Source organism: Rhizobium sp. C104 (assembly GCF_022354505.1).
In the GTDB taxonomy this organism is placed as follows: Bacteria; Pseudomonadota; Alphaproteobacteria; order Rhizobiales; family Rhizobiaceae; genus Rhizobium; species Rhizobium redzepovicii.
Map to the genome: position 1 here is coordinate 363044 of NZ_CP092352.1, position 20122 is coordinate 383165.

At 60.5% G+C, this 20122-nt stretch carries 21 protein-coding genes and 1 pseudogene; 18 read left to right on the forward strand and 4 right to left on the reverse strand.

The features are described 5' to 3' along the window. The first annotated feature begins 319 nt into the window (after positions 1–319). The 9 genes from MF410_RS29785 (at position 320) to MF410_RS29825 (ending at position 7245) form a co-directional block, all read left to right on the forward strand. On the forward strand, positions 320–1159 hold the full coding sequence (locus tag MF410_RS29785) for a transporter substrate-binding domain-containing protein (RefSeq protein ID WP_097629413.1): 840 nt from the start codon (positions 320–322) through the stop codon (positions 1157–1159). Positions 1160–1290: 131 nt separating this feature from the next. Then, entirely contained in the window at positions 1291–1953 is a 663-nt protein-coding gene (locus tag MF410_RS29790) for an amino acid ABC transporter permease (protein ID WP_097629414.1), read from the forward strand. 5 nt (positions 1954–1958) lie between these two features. Next, positions 1959–2618: an amino acid ABC transporter permease gene (locus tag MF410_RS29795; RefSeq protein WP_097629415.1), complete on the forward strand. Its 660-nt coding sequence runs from the start codon at positions 1959–1961 to the stop codon at positions 2616–2618. Between the two features lie 12 nt (positions 2619–2630). Then, positions 2631–3401: an amino acid ABC transporter ATP-binding protein gene (locus MF410_RS29800; protein ID WP_097629416.1), complete on the forward strand. Its 771-nt coding sequence runs from the start codon at positions 2631–2633 to the stop codon at positions 3399–3401. A gap of 201 nt (positions 3402–3602) precedes the next feature. Then, the gene (locus tag MF410_RS29805; protein ID WP_097629417.1) at positions 3603–4319 is read left to right on the forward strand and encodes a GntR family transcriptional regulator; all 717 of its coding nucleotides are present in this window, start codon (positions 3603–3605) and stop codon (positions 4317–4319) included. A 30-nt stretch (positions 4320–4349) separates the two neighbouring features. After that, positions 4350–5135 carry a transporter substrate-binding domain-containing protein gene (locus MF410_RS29810; protein WP_097629418.1) on the forward strand — a complete coding sequence of 262 codons (786 nt, stop codon included), beginning with the start codon at positions 4350–4352 and terminating at the stop codon, positions 5133–5135. A 79-nt stretch (positions 5136–5214) separates the two neighbouring features. Continuing rightward, positions 5215–5886 carry an amino acid ABC transporter permease gene (locus MF410_RS29815; RefSeq protein WP_097629419.1) on the forward strand — a complete coding sequence of 224 codons (672 nt, stop codon included), beginning with the start codon at positions 5215–5217 and terminating at the stop codon, positions 5884–5886. Further along, on the forward strand, positions 5883–6542 hold the full coding sequence (locus MF410_RS29820; protein ID WP_097629420.1) for an amino acid ABC transporter permease: 660 nt from the start codon (positions 5883–5885) through the stop codon (positions 6540–6542). The genes MF410_RS29815 and MF410_RS29820 overlap by 4 nt, the downstream gene beginning before the upstream one ends. Continuing rightward, positions 6520–7245: an amino acid ABC transporter ATP-binding protein gene (locus MF410_RS29825; protein WP_097629421.1), complete on the forward strand. Its 726-nt coding sequence runs from the start codon at positions 6520–6522 to the stop codon at positions 7243–7245. Before MF410_RS29820 ends, MF410_RS29825 begins: the two co-directional genes overlap by 23 nt. Before the next feature lie 145 nt (positions 7246–7390). Here MF410_RS29825 and MF410_RS29830 read toward each other — a convergent pair whose 3' ends face one another. Together MF410_RS29830 and MF410_RS29835 are read right to left on the reverse strand one after the other, a co-directional pair. Next, entirely contained in the window at positions 7391–8125 is a 735-nt protein-coding gene (locus MF410_RS29830) for a PspA/IM30 family protein (RefSeq protein WP_097629422.1), read from the reverse strand. Next, a complete protein-coding gene (locus tag MF410_RS29835) occupies positions 8122–8568 on the reverse strand; it encodes a YjfI family protein (RefSeq protein WP_239621025.1) in 447 nt (148 codons plus the stop codon). Before MF410_RS29835 ends, MF410_RS29830 begins: the two co-directional genes overlap by 4 nt. Positions 8569–8672: 104 nt before the next feature. On the opposite strand from MF410_RS29835, the gene MF410_RS29840 reads away from it, so the two are divergent. The 6 genes and pseudogenes from MF410_RS29840 (at position 8673) to MF410_RS29865 (ending at position 13513) form a co-directional block, all read left to right on the forward strand. Continuing rightward, positions 8673–9728 (forward strand): ion channel, encoded by a 1056-nt coding sequence (locus MF410_RS29840; protein WP_097629424.1) that lies wholly within the window; start codon positions 8673–8675, stop codon positions 9726–9728. After that, a complete protein-coding gene (locus MF410_RS29845) occupies positions 9725–10384 on the forward strand; it encodes a YjfK family protein (RefSeq protein WP_097629425.1) in 660 nt (219 codons plus the stop codon). The genes MF410_RS29840 and MF410_RS29845 overlap by 4 nt, the downstream gene beginning before the upstream one ends. A gap of 33 nt (positions 10385–10417) precedes the next feature. Beyond that, a complete protein-coding gene (locus tag MF410_RS29850) occupies positions 10418–10819 on the forward strand; it encodes a DUF350 domain-containing protein (protein ID WP_003591545.1) in 402 nt (133 codons plus the stop codon). A 13-nt stretch (positions 10820–10832) separates the two neighbouring features. Beyond that, on the forward strand, positions 10833–11432 hold the full coding sequence (locus MF410_RS29855; RefSeq protein WP_097629426.1) for a DUF1190 domain-containing protein: 600 nt from the start codon (positions 10833–10835) through the stop codon (positions 11430–11432). Position 11433: 1 nt separating this feature from the next. Beyond that, on the forward strand, positions 11434–12591 hold the full coding sequence (locus MF410_RS29860) for a glutathionylspermidine synthase family protein (RefSeq protein ID WP_097629427.1): 1158 nt from the start codon (positions 11434–11436) through the stop codon (positions 12589–12591). Between the two features lie 17 nt (positions 12592–12608). Next, positions 12609–13513: pseudogene (locus MF410_RS29865) on the forward strand (alpha/beta hydrolase-fold protein). A gap of 26 nt (positions 13514–13539) precedes the next feature. Here the strand turns inward: MF410_RS29865 and MF410_RS29870 are convergent. Next, a complete protein-coding gene (locus tag MF410_RS29870; protein ID WP_097629429.1) occupies positions 13540–14649 on the reverse strand; it encodes a LacI family DNA-binding transcriptional regulator in 1110 nt (369 codons plus the stop codon). A 315-nt stretch (positions 14650–14964) separates the two neighbouring features. On the opposite strand from MF410_RS29870, the gene MF410_RS29875 reads away from it, so the two are divergent. The 3 genes from MF410_RS29875 (at position 14965) to MF410_RS29885 (ending at position 18611) form a co-directional block, all read left to right on the forward strand. After that, positions 14965–15927 carry a sugar-binding protein gene (locus tag MF410_RS29875; RefSeq protein WP_064843990.1) on the forward strand — a complete coding sequence of 321 codons (963 nt, stop codon included), beginning with the start codon at positions 14965–14967 and terminating at the stop codon, positions 15925–15927. Between the two features lie 75 nt (positions 15928–16002). After that, the gene (locus tag MF410_RS29880; protein WP_097629430.1) at positions 16003–17544 is read left to right on the forward strand and encodes a sugar ABC transporter ATP-binding protein; all 1542 of its coding nucleotides are present in this window, start codon (positions 16003–16005) and stop codon (positions 17542–17544) included. A 41-nt stretch (positions 17545–17585) separates the two neighbouring features. Beyond that, a complete protein-coding gene (locus tag MF410_RS29885; protein WP_097629431.1) occupies positions 17586–18611 on the forward strand; it encodes an ABC transporter permease in 1026 nt (341 codons plus the stop codon). A 326-nt stretch (positions 18612–18937) separates the two neighbouring features. Here the strand turns inward: MF410_RS29885 and MF410_RS29890 are convergent, their stop codons facing one another. Next, positions 18938–19996 (reverse strand): LacI family DNA-binding transcriptional regulator, encoded by a 1059-nt coding sequence (locus MF410_RS29890; protein WP_239621016.1) that lies wholly within the window; start codon positions 19994–19996, stop codon positions 18938–18940. Positions 19997–20122: the final 126 nt, after the last annotated feature.

Here is a 20122-nt window from a genome sequence, read left to right on the forward strand (position 1 = left end):
GATAACCTGAAGCACGCGCTCTTGCCCTTGTCATAAGGTTGGACTTCTGCCTCGCTTCGGCAATGAAGTCATTGCCGGCCGCTGCGTTGCGGCCTCCATATGCATTCCCCGATACGTCGGAACGCAGCCAGGCGATCAGCCTCGCAAGCGGCAGGAAAATGCTGCACTGCCGAAAAAATCACCACGTGCGCCGCTGCGCGTTTTTTCAGCATGACCCATTGACAATTCGTCCTTGATGGCACTTGATAGGCTATTCCAGTAAAACAGACAAGCGTCCATTATACTGGAATATACGAGAACCATCCATAAGGGGAACGCCATGACTATTTCCTTTCGCACCGGCGTGATGTCGCTGGCCGCCGCTGTGCTGCTCTCCACGCCTGCACTGGCCGACGGCAGCAAGCTCGATGAAGTGCTGGCCCGCGGCCATCTCGTGCTCGGGACGGGCAGCACCAACGCGCCCTGGCACTTCAAGAGCGCCGACGACAAGCTTCAGGGTTTCGACGTCGACATGGGCCATATCATCGCCAAGGCGCTGTTCGGCGATCCTGAGAAGATCGAATATGTAAACCAGTCCTCCGACGCTCGCATCCCGAACATCACCACCGATAAGGTCGATATCACCTGCCAGTTCATGACCGTTACCGGCGAACGCGCCCAGCAGGTCGCCTTCACCATTCCTTATTATCGCGAGGGTGTCGGTCTGATGCTCAAGGCGGACGGAAAATATGGCGACTACGCCGCTCTCAAGGCCGCCGGTTCCTCCGTCACCATCTCGGTTCTGCAGAACGTCTATGCCGAGACGATGGTGCACGCGGCATTGCCGGAGGCCACCGTCGATCAGTATGATTCCGTCGACCTGATCTATCAGGCCCTGGAGTCGGGACGCGCCGATGCCGTTGCCACCGACCAGTCGTCGCTCGCCTGGTACATGACGCAGAATCCGGGCCGCTATAAAGATGCCGGCTACGGCTGGAACCCGCAGACCTACGCCTGCGCCGTCAAGCGCGGCGATCAGGACTGGTTGAACTTTGTCAACACCGCCCTGCACGAAGCCATGACCGGCGTGGAGTTCGACTTTTACGCCAAGTCCTTCAAGACCTGGTTCGGCAAGGATCTGACGCCGCCGCAGATCGGTTTCCCCGTTGAGTTCAAGTAACGGCCATGCGGAGCGGGACCTGTCTCCCGCTCCGCTGCAGCCCCGCGCGTCTTTCGAGGCGCACAAAGGACGCTGCAACACTTTGAATCTGCGCATCGTGCACGATGCGTTAGTCTGAAAGGGCGGCCCGCATGGGTTATACGTTGAACTTCGGTGCCGTCTGGCGCAATTTCGATTTTCTGTTGAGCGGGCTTGCGCTAAGCCTCGGTTTGGCGGTGATCTCGATCCTGATCGGGGCCGTGTTAGGCCTGGTCGTGGCCTTCGCGCTGACGTCCAAAAACCGCCTGGCGGTGGTGCCGGCGCGGGTCTATGTCACTGTCATTCGCAACCTGCCGATTCTCGTTCTGGTGCTATTCGCCTTTTTTGCGCTGCCGCAGATGGGCTTGCGCCTCGACAAGATAAAAAGCTTTGTGCTGGTTCTCTCCCTCTATTCCGGCGCCTATCTAGCCGAGGTGTTCCGCGCCGGCCTGCTGTCGATCCCGAAAGGGCTGACGGAAGCCGGCCTCGCCATCGGCCTGACGGGGATGCAGATCCGCAGCTCCATTATCGCTCCGCTGATGCTGCGCAACGTGCTGCCGTCGCTGTCCTCGACGATTATCTCGCTGTTCAAGGACACTTCGCTTGCAGCCGCCATCGCCGTGCCGGAACTGACCTTTGCTGCCCGCAAGATTAATGTCGAAAGCTTTCGCGTCATCGAAACCTGGATGGTCACCTCCGCCCTCTATGTCGCGACCTGTTTCCTGATCGCCGCCGTGATGCGCTTCGTCGAGCGCCGTCTGGCCCTGCCGAGATAGACCCGATGCCCCACACCTTTCTCGAACAACTCTGGATCGCCCGCTACGTCATTATCAACGGCATCGGCGTGACCGTGTCGATCTCTCTGCTGGCCATTCTCGCAGGGTCTGTCCTCGGCGTCTTCGTCGGCCTGGCGCTCGTTTATGGCGGCGTTATTTTGCGGCTGATCGTGCGCGCCTATACCGATATTATCCGCGGCACGCCGGTACTCGTGCTGGTACTGGCAAGCTATTATGTCTCCGCCGCCGTTGGGCTCGATCTCGGGCCGTTCTCCGCCGGGGTGCTCGCCCTTGCGATCTTCTGCTCCTCGCATGTCGGCGAGATCGTCCGCGGAGCATTGCAGGCGATCCCGAAGGGGCAGACCGAAGCGGCCAAGGCGATCGGCCTGACTTTTACCCAGACCTTCACCTCTGTGCTGTGGCCGCAGGCCATGCGACAGTGCCTGCCGGCCTGGGTGAATACGGCCGCCGAGATGGTCAAGGCCTCGACGCTGCTCTCCGTCATCGGCGTTGCCGAGCTGCTGCTGCGCACGCAGGAGATCATCTCCCGCAATTTCATGAGCCTCCAGTTTTATTTCCTGGCCGGCGGTCTCTATTTCATCGTCAACTACGGCATCGAGCACTTCGGCAAATATGTCGAGCGCAAGACCGCCCTGCCGTCCTGAGGAGTTCCCCCGATGGCCAAGACCATTCTCGACATCAAGGGTCTGCGCAAGACTTACGGCGTCCACGAAGTCCTCAAAGGCGTCGATTGCGCCGTGGAGGAAGGCGAGGTTATTTCCATCATCGGCTCGTCCGGCTCCGGAAAGACCACCTTGCTGCGCTGCGTCAACATGCTGGAAGAATTCCAGGGCGGCACGATCAGTCTCGATGGCGAGGAGATCGGCTACCGCGTCGACGGCGCAACCCGCCGCCGCAAGGGCGAGAAAGAGATTGCCCGCCAGCGCGCGCTGACCGGCATGGCCTTTCAGCAGTTCAATCTCTTCCCGCATATGAGTGCCGCCGAAAACGTCATGCTCGGTCTCGTCAAGGTGAAGAAAATGACGAAGCCGGAGGCCCGCGCCGTCGCGGAAAAATGGCTCGATCGTGTCGGCCTCTCCGCTCGCACCAACCATTATCCCGGTCAGCTTTCCGGCGGCCAGCAGCAGCGTGTCGCCATCGCCCGCGCCATCGCCATGTCGCCGCGGCTGATGCTGTTCGATGAGGTGACATCGGCGCTCGACCCGGAACTGGTGGGCGAAGTGCTGCAGGTCATCAAGGGGCTCGCCGCCGACGGCATGACCATGCTGCTCGTCACCCATGAGATGCGTTTCGCCTACGAGGTTTCATCGCGCGTCATTTTCATGAACCAGGGCGTCATCTGCGAGGAGGGCGACCCGAAGGAAATGTTTGTGCGGCCGAAGACCGAACGGCTCGCGGAATTCCTCAAGACCTCGAGTTTCAACTAAAAGCACGAAGACGATCGGCGCGGCAGTTCGACCGCAGATGAGAAAGATCGCGGTCGCACTGACCAGCTTCTTCGGGCGCCGGCGCCCGCACAAATTGCGTTCAATCTGCATTCCGGGCAGGCAAATTTCCCGCACAGCATTCGCGACATCTTGAAAATCCTGAACACAGGATTTTGGCATGCGCTTTGCTTTCTGTCTTGTATGCAAGATAGCCACACATCCGAGACCACGCAGAAATCCATCGAGGCGACGATCGTCTCCGGCATCCTTTCTGCCAAGATCCGGCCCGGTACGCGACTTGGCGAAAACCAGCTGGCAGCGCTCTTCGGCGTGTCCAGAACCCGCGTCCGGGAGGCGATGATGCGCCTGGAGACACGCGGCATCGTGCATGTCAGCCCTCGGCGTGGTTGGTTTGTCGTCGAGCCGTCCGCGGAAGATGCGATCGCGGTCTATGAGGCGCGGCGGATCGTCGAGGCCGGGCTGCTGCGCAGCATGCGGACGCTGACGGAGGAGGGCAGCAAGGCGCTCGACGCGCATCTCACCGAGGAGCGAAATGCCATGGCGGCGGGCGACCGCCAGCGCCTGACCTATCTGATGGGCGATTTCCATATCCGCATCGCCGAATTGAGCGGCAACGCCATCCTCGTCGATATCCTGCGCGACCTGACCGCGCGGACGATCCTCATTTCGATGCTCTATCAATCTGAATTTCACGCCGCACAATCCCACGAGGGGCACTGCCGCATCTTCGAGGCCATGCAGGCGGGCGATTTCGTCAGAGCTGCAGAACTCTCCGTCGAGCATCTCGACGACGTGGAAATGGGCCTCGACCTCACCGCCCGCCCGGACCCGCTTTCGGATCTGCGCAATTCCCTGTCGCTCCCGCCCAGGACCGCGTCCCCGCCTCTCAGCCCCTGAAAAACAGCACTTCAAAGGAGTAATGAACGCATGCTGACAATACGAGTTTTCTTCGCAATCGCGACCCTGGCGGCAGGCCTCGGCATCGGCTCCGCTTCTCGTGCCGATGCTCTCGCCGACATCACGGCGCGCGGTACGCTGCGTGTCGCGGTTCCGCAGGATTTCCCGCCATTCGGCAGCGTCGGCACCGATATGGCGCCGATGGGCTACGATATCGACGTCGCCAATCTCATTGCCGAAAAACTGGGCGTCAAGATCGAGCTGGTGCCGGTCACCAGCGCCAACCGCGTGCCCTATCTGCAGACCAACAAGGTCGACTTGGTCATATCAAGCCTCGGCAAGAATGCGGAGCGCGAAAAGGTGATCGATTTCTCCACAGCCTACGCTCCCTTCTTCAACGGCGTGTTCGCGCCGGCCGATGTTTCGGTTGCCAAGGCGGAAGACCTCGCCGGCAAGAGCATTGGTGTCACGCGCGGCTCGGTCGAGGATTTGGAACTGACGAAGATCGCGCCGGCCGATGCGACGATCAAGCGTTACGAGGACAATAACGGCACGATCTCAGCCTTCCTATCCGGCCAGGTCGACACCATCGCCACCGGCAACGTCGTGGCGGCGGCGATCCTCGCCAAAAATCCCCCCAAGCGCCCTGAGCTCAAATTCCTGATCAAGAACTCGCCCTGCTACATCGGCCTCAACAAAGAGCAGGCAGCTCTTCTGGAGAAGGTCAACGGCATCATCGGTGCCGCCAAAACCAATGGCGCGCTGAACGCCATATCGCAGAAGTGGCTAGGCACCGATCTCCCGTCAGATCTCTGAACGACCCGGACTTACGGATGTCATCCCGCGCCCGCAGGCGGGATGACATCCGCTCGTCACCGCAAGAGGGGACAATTCTTTGAGCTATCATTTCGAATTCGGTTGGCTGCTTCAATATTACCCTGAGATCATCAAGGGCATACTGGTCACCTTGGAACTGATCGCGATCGGCGGACTGCTCGGCATTTCGCTCGGCATCGGCTGTGCCTGGGTGCGCGCACTCGGGCCGGCCTGGCTGAAACCTGTCGTTGCCGCCTATGTCGAACTGATCCGCAACACGCCGTTCCTGATCCAGCTGTTTTTCATCTTCTTCGGCCTGCCGTCGCTCGGCCTCCAGCTTCCCGAATTGACCGCCGCCAACCTCGCAATGGTCATCAACCTTGGCGCCTATAGCTGCGAGATCATTCGCGCCGGCATCCAGGCAACCCCGAAGGGTCAATTCGAGGCAGGCGAGAGCCTTGCCATGACGCGCTTCGAAACCTTCCGCCATGTCGTGCTCGTCCCGTCACTGCAGCGTATCTGGCCGGCGCTGTCGTCGCAAGTCGTCATCGTCATGCTCGGCTCGTCGATCGTGTCGCAGATCGCCGCCGAAGATCTGACCTTTGCCGCGAATTTCATACAATCGCGAACCTTCCGCGCCTTCGAGGCCTACATCGTCTCGACAGCCATCTATCTGGTGATGGCGATCCTGCTTCGGCAGGTGTTGGGCGTGATCGGCGGCTTGATTTTCCCGAGGAGAAAAGCACGATGATCGAGTTCACCCTTTGGGACATCCTGCGAAACCTGCTGCTCGCCACCCGCTGGACGATCCTGCTTTCGCTCGTCTCCTTCGTCGGCGGCGGCGCGGTCGGGCTGGGGCTGCTGTTCCTGCGCATCAGCAAGCGCAAGCCATTCAGGGTGCTTGCGAAATATTATATCGAGCTGTTCCAGGGTACGCCGCTGCTGATGCAGCTCTTCATCGCCTTTTTCGGTCTCGGACTCTTCGGCATCGACGTGCCGGCCTGGCTTGCTGCGGGATTGGCGCTGACCCTGTGGAGCGCCGCCTTTCTCGCCGAGATCTGGCGAGGCTGCGTCGAATCGGTCGCCAAAGGTCAGTGGGAAGCCTCCGCCAGCCTCGGCATGGGCCGGCTGCAGCAGATGCGCCATGTCATCCTGCCGCAGGCGCTCAGGGTCGCCATACCGCCGACGGTCGGCTTCTCCGTCCAAATCGTCAAGGGAACGGCGCTGACCTCGATCATCGGCTTCGTCGAATTGTCGAAAGCCGGCACCGTGGTCACCAATGCCACCTTCCAGCCCTTCACCGTCTACGGGCTCGTCGCCCTCATCTACTTCGCCCTCTGCTGGCCCTTGTCGAAAAGCAGCCAGATCCTGGAAAGGAAGCTCAATGTCGCTCATCGAAATCACTGAAGTCCGCAAGAGCTTCGGAGCCACCGAGGTGCTGAAAGGCATCAATCTCGATGTGCAGGCCGGCGAGGTCATCGCCATTATCGGCAAAAGCGGTTCGGGCAAATCGACCCTGCTTCGCTGCATCAACGGCCTGGAGACCATCACCGACGGTTCCATCTCCGTGGCCGGCGCGCAACTCCTCGATGACGAAGTGCATCTGAAGGCCCTGCGCCTCAAGGTCGGCATGATCTTTCAGCAGTTCAATCTCTTCCCGCACCTGACGGCGGGCGGCAACGTCATCCTGTCGCAGACGGTGGTCAAGAAGACCCCGAAGGCCGAAGCCGAGGCCATCGCCCGCAAGATGCTGGAGCGGGTGGGGCTTGGGCACAGGTTCGACGCCTATCCGGACGAACTCTCCGGTGGCCAGCAACAGCGCGTCGCCATCGCCCGGGCGCTCGCCATGCAGCCGGCAGCCCTTCTCTGTGACGAAATCACCTCGGCGCTCGACCCGGAACTGGTCGCCGAGGTTCTGGCCGTCGTGCGCGAGCTTGCCGCGGAAGGGATGACGCTGCTGATGGTCACCCATGAGATGAAGTTCGCCCGCGACGTCTGTAGCCGCGTCGTCTTTATGCATCAGGGCCGGGTCCACGAGGTGGGCCGGCCGGAGGAGGTCTTCGCCAACCCGCAGACGGCCGAGCTGAAGCAGTTTCTCGGCGTCAATTAGAAACGACGACATGCTCTCGCTTATGCCGGCCGGCTTCGTCGCAGAAGATGGCGCACGCGCGCCGCTTTCAACCAACAAGCGCGCGGGCGCTCGAATCCGCAGACGTGCTGGGAACGGCAGGCAAGGCTGCCGTTCCCAGGGATTGTCAGTCTTTCTGGCCGGCGGGGGCGGGCAGCAAGACCGGCTCGGCCGAATGTTTGGGGAGCATTAGTTGTGCCAGAATGTCATCAGCCGAATGGCTGGAACCGCCAATGCCGGCTTCGCGCAGCTGACGATCGAGATCGCCGCCGTTTTCCAGCGCGGCGAGCTCTGCACCGGCTTCGATGCGCCCGGCAGTGATTTCCTGGCGTTTCTTGATGCGTTCGAGACTTTCGACGGCGCTGCCGAGACGGGTATTGATGCCCGACTGGTTATGGGCGATCGCCGACTGAGCGCGCAGCAGCGACTCGTTGGCTTTGACGTTCTCCACCTCGCGCTTCATCTGAGCAATGCGTGCTTCGGTGTCCTGGATCGTGCGCAGCATCTGCTGCTGGCGGGGCAGCAGCCGATCGAGCTCTTCCTGGTCGCGCTGCACTTCGGAACGGCTGGCGGCGATGCGCTGCGCCAGGCCCTGAGCGAGATCCGTGCGGCCGGCCGATATCGCGGCGCGAGCGCTGTCGGTATCCTTGGTTTCCTTTGCGCGGTTTTCTTCGAGCCGGCGCATGACGCTCTTGTTGGCGGCCATGATGCCGGCCAGATCGGATCGCGCCCGGCGCAGCGACTGTTCGGCGTCGCGGATTTCCTGGTCGAGAATGCGCATGGATTGGTTGTCGGCGGCGGCTTCAGCCGCCTCGTTGATGCCGCCGCGAATGGCGGTGAAAATCTTTCCCCAGGTGCTCATGCGGCAATCTCCCCGCGTTTCCACTCATCAATCATGTGTGCCGCATCGACGGCATTGGCCGCCAGAATTGCCACCTCTTCGACCACCGTGTCGGCTGGCGAGTGCGCCGACAGCGAACCGAACAATTCATACCATTCCTCACCGTCGATGGTGGTGATGCCGAAGCTGGAGAGCGGCACGAACTTGTGCGTCTTGAGCACCATGCGTTCGAAGGCTTCGCGATTGGGCACCTCCTTGCACGGCAAAAGAACGGCGCTGACAAGAATGTCGCGTTCTCCGCTGACCGCGACGAAGACGTCGAGATCGCCTTTTTCCTTAAGGGTGACGCATATGACGTCGCCCTGTTCGGGTACGGCTACGTCCACATCACCGAGCGCCGCCGGATCGGCGGCGAACAGGCGCGTTAAAGTGGTGAGGTTCCAGGTCTCCAAAAAGTCCTCCATCGGTTGGAATTCGAAAAATATCTGGGTATTCGATATGCCACTTAAAGGGGTGGCGCGGTAAATAAATTTCGCTAGGTTACGCACGGGGAACGGGGGCGAATCGCGTGCCATTTATCGCTTCATTGCTGCGGCGTGTATATCTCTCGCTCAGCGAATTGGCCTGGTCCGCCCTTTTTATTCTTCTCGTGATCCATCTGGCCGCCTCCTACCTGCTCTTTATGCTGTGCGGCGAAGGCGATCTCGTCGGCAATCCGATCGATTTTCTTTACTACTATATGGTGACAGCCACGACGGTCGGCTATGGAGATCTTTCCCCAAAATCGGGATTTGGCCGGATCATTGCCGTCCTCTTCGTCCTTCCCGGCGGCATTGCCATCTTCACCGCCGTTCTTGGCAAATTGTTGACAACGATCGGCACGATCTGGAGGAACCGCATGCGCGGATTGGGTGACTACAGCGAACGCAGCGGTCATATCATCGTCTTAGGCTGGCAGGAGGGGCAGACATACCAGATGCTGCGGCTGCTGCATGCCGAACGGCAGGCCAACGAACCAATGAGCGTTCTGGTTGCCAAGGAGCTGGCGGAGAATCCCGCCAGCGATTACACCGACTATATCAGAACCGAGCGGCTCGCCGATGCGGACGCTCTGGTGCGGGCCGGAGTGGCGCAGGCGCGGGCAATCATCGCGCGCGGAGCAAATGACGACGAGACGCTGGCCGCGGTGCTGATTGCCGAAGACCATGCGCCCAATGCCCATATCGTCGCTTATTTCGCCGACGACCGCACAGCCCAGATGGTCAAACAACTCCGGCCGCGCGTCGAGGCGGTGGGCTCGCTCGCCGAGGAGCTGCTGTCGCGTGCAGCCCGCGATCCGGGCTCTTCGGAGATCGCCGCACGGCTGCTATCGGCCGCCTCCACCGATACGGCCTTTTCCCTGCCGGTTCCGCCTTTGCAACGGCCACTGCTCTATGGAGACGTATTTTTAAGCCTCAAGCGTGAGCATAACGTCACGCTGGTGGGCTTGCTGAGCCAGGGCATCACCGACCTCAATTGCCGGGACGAGGTGCTGATGCGGGGCGGCGAGACTCTTTACTACATCAGCGGAATGCGGCTAGATCCCGCTGCCGTCGCTTGGGCTCGAATGGGAGACGTATCATGATCGGCTGGTTCGGCAGAGACAAGAACGAAAAGCCCTTGCCCAGAGAACTTGGCCCCTTGGGCGCCGCCATCGGCGGGGCTCTGGAGATCGATTTCCTCTCCCTCGAGGCCGAGGCTTTGGGCGGCGAGCCGGCCATGCCGCTGCCACGGAGCGGCCCCTTCATCATTGCCGGCTACGGCGAGAGTTCGCTCGATGCCGCAACGGTTCTGTCGCGCTACTACGATGAGGACCACCGGATGATCCAGGTGATGTCGGCGTCGGGCCAGCCGGGCGATGCCGTCGACGACATCAGCTTTTATCAATCCTGGGACAGCGTCGTGCCGGCCGGGCAGAGCGAATGGAACCGCTGGACCGGGCCGGGCGGCCTGATCGGCCAGCCATCCTACGATGCCGACGGTATCCTCTATAGCCGCTTCTGGGGCGAAGGCCCGGAGCGCGCGCAACTGGTGGAATTTGTCGAAAAGGTCGAGGATGGTGAAGCGCAGCGCTCCATTCACCAGACCTGTATGTTGTATTACCGCCCGCTTGGCTCGACGCGCGAAATGCTTCTGATCAATGTCGAGCGTGATCTCGACCTCGGACAGAGCCAAGCGGGAAGCTCGGTGGAATTTCTGATCGGTTATGGGCTTGCTCCAGCCGATGTCCGCCGCGTCTGACACACTATCAATTTTTGACGGAGGAGTTTTTCAATGCTCGATTACGTGGCGGGTCTGCCTGCCTTCCTTGGTTATTTCGCCGTTGGTCTTGGCGCCTACGTTGTTTTTGCGGTGATCTACACATTCCTGACGCCGCAAAAGGAAGTTCAGCTCATTCGTGCCGGCAACCTCGCCGCGGTGACGGCATTTCTCGGCGCGCTTGTCGGTTTCAGCCTGCCGCTGGCTTCGGCCGCCGCCAATTCGGTCAGCATCATCGACTACATCATATGGGCGGTGATCGGCATTCTGGCGCAGATCCTTGCTTTCTATATTGCGAATTTCACCATGCCGGACCTGCATGAGAAGATCACCGCCGACGATATCGCCGCGGGCATATGGGGCGGCGGCATCGCATTGGTCATCGGTATTCTCAACGCCGCCTGCATGACCTATTGAGGGGAGGGGAACGATGCGCAGACGTAAGAGCGGGCACAGACGACCCTTCCTGGCCCTAGGCACTATCGCTGCCTCCACCCTGGCGCTATCCGGTTGCGGCGACCAGACGCCTTCGGAGGTCATGTTCAGCTCCGTCGACCAATGCGTGCAATCCGGCATGGACCGGCAGGTCTGCCAGGCCGGCTATCAGGATGCCATGCGGGCTCATCTCGCCACCGCGCCGCGTTTCAACGGCATGGCCGCCTGCGAGGCCGAATACGGCGCGGGCCATTGCTCGGAGCAGCCGGCCAATTCAGTCCCCAACAATACCGGCGGCAGCGGCAGCTTCTTTATGCCGTTCCTGGCAGGCTACATGCTGTCTTCGGCACTGAACAACATCGGCGACTATTCCGACTATCGCCGGCGCCAGGAGGAGATGGGTTATTACTACGGTTCGACGCCGATTTACCGCAATCGCTCCGGGCAGACGGTGACAACGGTTCGCTCAGGCGGCGCGGGCAACGACAGTCTGACTGCGCCCTCGCGCCAGAGCGTCAAGCCGGTCAACGTCAATACCCGCACCGTCGCCCGTCAAGGCTTTGGTGGCCGTTCGTCGTTTAGTTTCGGCGGCTGACATGAAGCGCATCACCCTTCCGGCCCGTCCTGATTGGCGTGACAAGGCGCGCGCCGTCGGCTTCGGCTTTCACGTCATGTACGGCGAGCCTTACTGGCTCGACGATGCCGCCTATACTTTCACGCTCGACGAAATCGAGACGCAGATCGAACAGCCGAGCCAGGAACTGCACGACATGTGCATGGATCTGGTCGGTGATATCGTCAGAAGCGAAGAGACGCTCGACAGGCTGGCCATTCCGGAGGATCTGCGCGATGTGGTGCAGCGCTCCTGGCAGCGCCGCGACCGGCACCTTTACGGCCGATTTGATCTTGCCTATGACGGCGCCGGCTCCGTCAAATTGCTCGAATACAACGCCGATACCCCGACCTCGGTGTTCGAGACAGCTTATTTCCAATACAACTGGCTGACCGACCAGATGGCTTTGGGTACCCTGCCCAATGATGCGGACCAGTATAATTCCCTGCAGGAAAGCCTCGTCGAGGCGTTCGAGCAATTTCCCAAAGGGCCGATCTTCCACTTCGCTGTGATGACCGACAATGAGGAGGATCGAGGCACGACGGTTTATCTGATGGACTGCGCAGTGCAGGCCGGCCATCGCGTCGAGCTTCTCGACATACGCGAGATCGGCATCGATGCCGAGGGCCGCTATACCGACCTGCAGGATCGGGTGATCGACCGCTGCTTCAAGCTATACCCATGGGAGTTCATGCTGCGCGAGCCGTTCGCCCGCGAACTCGCGCGCTCCGGCGATGTTTTCATCGAGCCCGCCTGGAAGGCCGTGCTCTCCAACAAGGGGCTTCTGCCTCTGCTCTGGCAGCGCCACCGCAATCACCCCAACCTGCTGGCGAGCTATTTTGCCGACGACCCGGCAGCCGCGACCCTGACGGATTATGTGCGCAAACCGCTGCTGTCGCGAGAGGGCGAGAACGTCACGATATTCCGGGATGGCCGGGAATTCGTTTCCGCTCCCGGCGATTATGGCGACGAAGGCTTCGTCGTCCAGGCCTATGCCCCGCTTTTCGAAAGCGACGGCGGCTTTGCCGTGCTCGGCAGCTGGGTCGTCGGTGATCGCGCCTGTGGCCTTGCCGTTCGCGAAGACCGCTCGCGCATAACCGCCAACCTGTCGCGTTTCGTGCCGCACGTCATCATCGATTAAGAGAGATACGTCCTCTTATGCAAACATCAGAAACCGTTCTCACGACTGAACCTGTCAGCGTCTATTCATTGCCCGGCACGTGCTTTTTCGATCTCGCTCCGGCTGCAGGCGGCGAGCCCTATCGCATATTCCTGTCCATTCCGGCGGAGAAGCCGCCAGCGGGGGGATGGCCGCTTCTAGTGATGACCGACGGCAACGCCACTTTCCCCTTCGCGGCTGCCAGCCTGGTCACTCAGGCGCCTTACCCCACGGGAACGAATGTCGGCTGGGGGTGATCGCGGCGATCGGCTATCCCACCGACGAGCCCTATGATGCGCTCCGCCGGTCTTGGGACCTCGGTCCTCCACCGGTCAAATCCTATCCGCCCTTTGTTGAGGGCGGTCCCCCGGTGGTCATCGGAGGGACCGGCAAACTGGCGGATTTCATCGAGAGCGAGTTGATACCGCGGATCGCGGAGATAGTGACCCTGGATCCGCGGCGCCGATCGCTTTTTGGGCATTCCTTCGGCGGCCTCTTTACCCTCTATGCCCTGTTTGAGCGGCCGGGTCTGTTTGCAAATTGGATTGCGGCCAGCCCGACCATCTATTGGGAGAACAGTGAAATCCTCAACAATGAGGCGCAGCGTCAACCCATCCCGGGAAATGCCGCCTTCCTGCATTTGTCCGCCGGGGAATATGAAGGCGACGAGTTGGCCCCCTTTCAGTACCGCAACGAGGATGCAGCCGTACGCCTGGAAAAGAGGAAGGCGGAGCGGACGATCCTCCTGGCGCAGGAGATGGCGGAGCGATTGAGCAGCACAGAAGACGGATTGCGTACCGAATTCGAGCTCTATGCAGGCCAGACCCACATGTCGGTTCTTGCAGCGGCTGTGAACCGTGCGGTCAGCATTGCGTTCGCCGTCGGAGGGGTGCCCGACAAGTAAGTCTTCCCGGCCACTGCTGCCGGGGCCTATGGCGAGGTACTTAAATCATCGACAACCTGCCGCGCCTCGGCCCGCGGCGCGGCGACGGAGTGGCGCTTGACGAGCGAGCATTCGAGCTTGGCAATAGGATATCGCTTGCCCGGCACGGTTTCCGGGTTGAGATGTTCGATCGCCCATTGCCCCATGGCAAGATGTGGAAGGACCGAAGTCGTCAGCGGCGGGACGAGGTGGCGTGAAATCTCTTCGTCGTCATACCCCACCACCGACATATCCTGGGGAATGCGAAGCCCCGCATCCTTGAGCGCTTCGTAGCAGCCGATGGCCGTGCGGTCGTTCTGGCAGAAGATCGCGGTCGGCGGCTCTTTCAGAGCAAGCAGTTTCATCGTGGCGGCATAGCCGGCACCGGCAGACCAGTCGCCTTCGATAACCAATTCCGGATCGAAGGGGATATCGGCGGTCGCCAGCGCGCGGCGATATCCGGTCAGCCTGTCCTGCGCAGCCTGCATCCAGATTTCGCCGGTGATGGTTGCGATGCGATGGTGTCCGTGCGTGATCAGATGTCGGGTGGAGCTCTGCCCTCCCGCAATCTCGCTCGGCACGACGGCCGGAAATGCATGGTCCGCCGTATAACAATTCAAGAGGACCGTCGGGATGTTGAGATTGCTGACATAGGACGGAAGCTCCACCTGGCGGGTATAGATCGTCATATAGATGAGCGCTGATATGCCTCCGCTCGTCAGCGCCTTGATGGCCTTCGGCTCCATGACCGGATCGCTGAGCGTCTGGGCGACCAGAAGGACATTGCCGGCGTTCCAGGAAGCTTGCCGCGCGCCTTCGATCGCAACGATCGCTTCCGGGCTGGTGGCAAGTTGATCCACGGCGAAACCGATCACATTGTCTAACCCTGAATAAGAGGCCTTCGCCGTATACGTCGTCCCGGTATATCCCAGAGCCCGCGCCGCCTCCCACACGCGGTCGCGGGTCTGCTGCGAGATCCGGGTGCCGGGTGTGTCGTTGAGAACGAAAGAGACGGCGGCCTGGGAGCAGCCGGCGGCCGCGGCAATATCCATCATCGTCACGCGGGCAGGCTTGTCCACCGCGGGCTTATTGCTTTTTTGGGGCTTGGCTTGTCGCATTCGAGGAGAACAGTCTCTTTGTCGTTTGGTAATTACTATTAGCATCTATCTGAAAGCGCTGGCAATTGCATCAACTGTTGCAATGCCTGCGGTTATTGGTCATTGCTAGTACAAAGTTGCATCCCGGTCGGTGCATGATGAAATGTTTTGATCCGCATTGATAATACTATTTACTAATTAAAATTCTTCTATACCGTCACGGAGCGATCGGACCAATGCCACTCGTCGCTTTGCGGCGGCCCTGGAGGGGGCGCATCCGGCCGGCCGTAAGTCGAAAACGGGCCCATGCGACTGCGGCCCCTCGGGAGGTGTATTATGAAACAGCTGAAACGCAATGCAGCCCTGTTCTTCGCCGGTTTGATGCTGAGCGCGGCACCGGCTGCCGTATCGCATGCCGCCGACAAGCCGACACTTGCATTCGTCGTCAACGGAGCGTCCGACTTCTGGAAAGCGGCAGAGGCCGGCGTGAAGAAGGCGCAGGGCGAAATGCCGGATTACCAGATGGAGCTGAAATACCCTGAGCAGGCGGCTGTCGCCATTCAGCAGCGACTCATGGAAGATCTGGTCAGCGCCGGCGTTAAAGGGATCATGGTCTCCGCTGTCGACCCCAAAACCCAGACGGATGGCCTGAATAAGATCGGCTCGCAGACGGCTCTGTTCACCACCGACAGCGACGCGCCGAAGACCAACCGCGTCGCCTATATCGGTTCTTCAAACGTCGATGCCGGCAAGCAGGCCGCCGAAATCGCTAAGAAGGCTATGCCGGACGGTGGCAAGTGTATGGGTTTCGTCGGTCTGCTCGGCGCCGATAACGCCCGCGAACGCATCGAAGGGATGAAGGAAGGGCTCAAGGGCACGAAGATCGAGCTTGTCGATGTTCGCGGTGACGACATCGACCAGACGCGCGCCAAGAAGAACGTCGAGGATGCGCTGGTGGCCAGCCCCGACCTGACCTGCATGGTCGGCTTCTACTCCTACAACACGCCGCGCATCTATGAGGCGCTACGCGACGCCGGCAAACTCGGCCAGATCACCGTCGTCGGCTTTGACGACGATCCGATCACGCTCGGCGGTGTCAAGGAAGGCACGATCGCGGCAACCGTCGTACAGCAGCCGTTCGAATGGGCTTATCAGGGCATGAAATTGATGGCCGCCTACCTCAAGGGCGACAAATCAGGCGTTCCCGCCGATGGCTTGATCATCATCCCGACGGTGATCATCGGCAAGGATGACGTTGACAAATATGCCGCCAACCTGAAGGCCATGGCTGGAAAGTAACCTCTTTCGCGGCGGCGGCACTCGCCGCCGCGAAAGGCATTTCATGCCGACATCATCAGCAGCCATGGACAGCCGATGAACCATAGTTCCGACATCCCGTCACCGGGCGCGCCCGGAACGCCATTCCTTTCGCTTTCCGGCGTTGGCAAGACTTATCCAGGCGTCGTTGCGCTCGAAGGCCTGTCAATGGACATCGTGCCGGGCGAGGTCATCGGCCTTGTCGGCGAAAACGGGGCTGGAAAATCGACCCTGATGAAGATTCTCGGCGGTGTGATCGCACCCGATCGGGGCACGATCCTGCTCGACGGGGCAGAGCTTCATTTCCTCACGGTGGAATCGAGCATCTCGTCCGGCATCGCTTTCGTGCATCAGGAACTCAATCTCTTTGAGAATCTCGACGTCGCTGCCAACATCTTCCTAGGGCGCGAACCGCTGAAGGCGGGACCGCTTAAGCTCGTCGATCGCGATCGACTAAGGGACATGGTGAAGCCGCTTTTGAGGCGCGTGGGCGCGCATTTTTCCGCCGACACACCCGTGGCGTCGCTTTCCCTTGCCGAGCAGCAGATGGTGGAAATCGCCAAAGCGCTGTCGATCAACGCCAGGCTCGTTATCTTCGACGAGCCCACGTCCAGCCTGCCGCTGGACGAAACCGAGCGGCTGCTCAGCATTATCAAATTGCTGAAAGCGGATGGCATCAGCGTCATTTTCATCTCGCATCGCCTCCACGAGGTCGAGCGCGTCGCAGACCGGGTCGTCGTGCTGCGCGACGGCACGCTTGTCGGCACGCTCGCCAGGAAAGACATCGGCCACGACCAGATGGTCAAGCTGATGATCGGCCGGGTGCTTGCGGCCCGGACCGCAAAACCGCAGCGCTCGCCGGGCTCGGTTGCGCTGAAGGCAAGTGGCGTGCGCACCGAGGCCTATCCTGGCCGTCCCGTCGATCTGGAAATCCGCTATGGAGAAATCATGGGGCTTGCGGGCTTGGTCGGGTCCGGCCGTACCGAGCTTGCCAGGGTCTTCTTCGGCATCGACCGGAGTTATGGCGGAAGCATCCTGCAGGACGGGCAGGAAATTTCCGTCCGTTCCGCTCGTGACGCCGTCGCTCGCGGCATTTTCCTGGTGCCGGAGGATCGCAAGCGCAACGGCATTCTTCTCGATTTCCCGATCGCCCAGAATATCACCCTTGCCGACCTTCCCAGGCTTTCCAGACGCTTCATGCTTTCTGCTGAAAAAGAGACGGCGGCGGCCGAAAAGCAGCGGGTTCGCCTGGCGATCAAGGCGCCTTCCGTTTCGACGCGAACCGGCACTCTGTCCGGCGGCAACCAGCAGAAGGTGGTGCTTGCCAAATGGCTGTCGATGAGCCCGAGGGTGATGATCTTCGACGAGCCGACGCGCGGCATCGATATCGGCGCCAAGAACGAGATTTACGGACTGATGCGAGCGCTTGCCGATGCCGGGGTCGCGGTCCTGATGATCTCCAGCGACATGGAAGAGGTGATCGGCGTTTCCGACCGCATCGCCGTCATGCACGAGGGCCAGATCGCCGGCATATTGGAAGAGGATGAATTCAGCCAGGAAAGCGTGCTTTTGCTTGCCGTCGGCAAAAGGGTAAAATAGCGGCTGCGGCCAACATATAAGTATCGGGGAATGGATCTCGAATGGTCAAAAAGGATCTCGGACTGCTGCTTTTGATCGTCGTCGTCGGCATCGTCGTCGCGATCATCAATCCGCGCTTTCTGCTGCCGATCAATCTTGCCAACACCGCCAACCTGATCGGCCTGTTCGGCATCCTGTCGATCGGCCAGGCCTTTGTCATCATAACCGGCGGTATCGAGCTTTCCGTAGGCTCGCTCGTCGCCCTTCTCGGCGTGCTGTTCGTCGATTTCGTTGCCGTCCAGGACATGCCCTGGATGCTGGCACTGCCGCTCATTCTCGCGCTTGGCGCGGTCATAGGCGCCGTCCACGGCTGGCTGATCACCCGGCTCAAGCTGCAGCCCTTCGTCGTCACCCTCTGCGGCCTGCTGATCTATCGCGGGGCAGCGCGCTTCTACACCGCCGACGGAACGGCGGGCTTCGCGTTCGGCCAGAACTTCCCGGATCTCGAATTCCTGACCGCCGGACGGTTCTACGGCGTTCCCAACACCTTCATCGCGCTCGTCATCATAACCGTCGTGATGTGGATCATGCTGCACCGCTCCGTCTTCGGGCGTTATCTCTATGCAATCGGGAAGAACGAGGAGGCGGCCCGCTATTCCGGTATCCGCACCGGCCGGATGATCATGTCGGCCTATGTCATCTGCGGCCTGCTGACGGCGCTTTCGGCGACTTATTTCGCCATGTACACACGCTCGATTTCGCCGGCGAGCCATGGCCAGTTCTACGAACTCTACGCGATCGCCGCCGCTGTCCTCGGCGGCTTTTCTCTCCGCGGCGGCGAAGGTTCAATCGTCGGCGTGGTGCTCGGCACGGTCCTGCTCCAGGAGCTGCAGAATCTCGTCAATCTGCTTGGCATCCCGTCGTCGCTGAATTTCGCCGTCATGGGCGGCGTGATCCTCATCGGCGTCCTGATCGACCAGCAATGGCACGCCATCCGCGCAAAGCGCCGCCTCGTCTCCGCCGCACGGCATACTGAAACACGTCATTCGAACGAGGGCAGTTTGCCGGTGGCGGCCAATCAGGACTAAATTGGATGATAGGCGCGCGCCGCCCGGCCGAGTTCGCGCTCCTCAGTCTCGATGCTGAGTGAGTAGAAGGCAACAGGATGAAGTTGTGTCTGGATTGACTGGCTGCACCGGTTGGCTGCGTTATCGGTTGGCGTAAGTTCCATAATGTATATTATCTAATTTGACATACAGCAGCTGGTGTAAGGGGCATTCTATTTCCCGGTGCGACATGCCAGAAAAAACAACGGCTTCCCTTTGGAGATTTTGGAATGTCTCGATGCTATTTGCAATTGACCCGGGCCCACCGACGCCGTCTGGCATCAGATTTTCCAACGAAGGAGACGGGATTACTCGATATCTTTCAGGGCATCGAGGGGGCCGGTCAGCGCTGTGCGTGGCGGGACGAGTGATGGTTGCACAAGATGCGTCAGTACTGGAGGTCGGTTGGTGTCGAGGATGGCAAACCCTTTGGTGATCATGGCCTCGCCGTCCTGCCGGATCATGAAGACGGGGAACGGCAGGAAGGAGCCGAAGGGATCGTAGTCGTAGCAGCCGACGATGATATCGGCGAAGGTCTCGTGCGGATGCAGCGCGAGGAAGCGCATCAGCCCCTCGAGGTTGATCGAGGAATTGACGAAAAATGCGCGCGGCAGCTTTCCATGGCCTTCGTAGAAGACTTCAAAGGCGCGGGCGGTCATGGCGGGGGAGTAACCAGTCGGCTGGATGCAGATGTCCGGATCTGCGCCCAGCAGTGCGCGCTTTACGTCGCGAAAGCCACGAATGCGTTCATGGCTGGCATGGTCGTTGCGGCCACCGAACAGATACACATCGTCGGGTGAAAGCGGACCATCCTCCTGCGCGCGCTCGATGATCGCTCGTGTCAGCATACGCGCGCCTTCGTAATTGTCGCTGATGATCGACGGCGCCAGCGTGCCCGGCAGATCGATGTTGACGTGCTTCAGCCCAGCCTTTTCGCACACCGCGTGGACACCGTCCGGATCGGTTGCACCGGCGATGAAGAGTTCGTCGATAGAATAGGAAATCAGCGTCTCGACAACCTGACGCTCCTCCTCCGGATCACGGCAGGCGCTGACGACGAGCGGGCACTGGCCGCGGTTCCTGGCCTGGGCCTCGAAGGACTGCGCCATGGAGGAAAAATAGCGATTGTCGTGCACAGGCAGCAGAAGGCCGACGAGGCCGGAGCGGGACGAACGCAGGCCACGAGCCTGCAGGTTCGCCGTATAGCCGTGCTCGTTCGCCAGCTTCTGAATAAGCTCGGCCGTTGTCTCCTTGATACGCCGCTTCCGCCAGCTTCCATTCAGCACGGCGCTCACGGTGGAAGCCGATGCGCCCGATAGCACCGAGAGATCGTAGATGGTCGCCTTTTTCTTGCTGATGCCTGTCATGCCCTGCCCTTCCTCTGCCGTTCCCTTAGAAACAAACCCCTCTTGACGAAAGCCCTGCCTTGTTCGATAGTCATTGCACCATCGATTGTGCAAAAAGAAAGATCGATTGTGCATGGATGGCTCGCC